This window comes from Streptomyces sp. YS-3, assembly GCF_045257485.1.
Classification (GTDB): Bacteria; Actinomycetota; Actinomycetes; order Streptomycetales; family Streptomycetaceae; genus Streptomyces.
Map to the genome: position 1 here is coordinate 1 of NZ_JBJHPC010001073.1, position 1,033 is coordinate 1,033.

General features: G+C 74.2%; 1 protein-coding gene. It reads left to right on the plus strand.

Annotated elements, in window-relative coordinates; all coding sequences use genetic code 11:
• Window positions 1-62 precede the first annotated feature (62 nt).
• On the plus strand, window positions 63-1,033 hold a 971-nt coding region (locus ACJA3G_RS37535), incomplete at its 3' end, for a DnaB-like helicase N-terminal domain-containing protein (protein ID WP_406557479.1).

Here is a 1,033-nt window from a genome sequence, read left to right on the forward strand (position 1 = left end):
CGTCGAGGCGGTGGGGGTCCAGCAGGGGGCCAGCAGAACAGTCCCTGCTCGGCGCCCTCCTGCTGGACCCCCACCGCCTCGACGAGGTCGGCCCGCTGGAGCCAGGCCACTTCGCCCACCCTGCCCACGGCGAGCTGTTCCGCGCCATGCGTACGGCGCCCGCACCCGATGCCGAGCAGCACCGTACGAGCCCGGCCTGGCTGAACACCGTCCTGGACGCGGCCCGCCGCCATGCACCCGGGCTGACTGCCTCCTATCTGCATACCCTCATTCAGGTGTGCCCCTGGCCGAGCCATGCGGCCACGTACGCGCGGATGGTCCGCGCCGACCACGCCCGCCGCAGCCTGCGCCTCCACGCCGAGCGCTTGGCCCAGACCGCGGTGGACACTGCCCTGCCCCACCGCGGCAAGGCCACCGTCCAGCAGGCCGACGCCCTCGCCCACTTCCTGGACGACCTCTCCGGCCGCTTCGCCCCGCACCCTGGCTCCCTGCCCCGCATCCCACTGCCGGCGGCACCCGCCCGCGACACCAGCGAGGACGCACTCGACGAGGAACGCCTCCTGATCGCGACGGCGACCGCGTACCCCGCCGAGACCAGCCAGATGCGCTGGCTCGTGCCCGAGGACTTCGCGCTGCCTCTGCACGCGGCGCTGTGGCAGTGCCTGGCCGCGCTCACCCATCGCGGTGATCCGGTCGACCCGATCACGGTGCTCTGGGAAGCCCAGCACCGCGGCCTCCTCGTACACGGGATCGCCCCCGGGGATCTGCTGGCCCTGCTCTCCACGCCGGTCGGCTCCCCCGAGCACTGGGGCGAGAAGGTCCTGGAGCGGGCCCTGATCAGCCGCGCGCAGACCGTCGCCGTCCGCATCCTCGCCTTCACCGACGACCCGGCCAACAGCCCCCACCAGCTGATCACCGGCAGCCGGAGGGCGCTGGCCGACCTGAATGCCGTGCGCTCCCGCTGGCAACAGGCCACCGGCCCGGCCCTACCGCGCACCGCCCGCCCGGCAAGAAGCCCAGCTGCCCCCCGGGC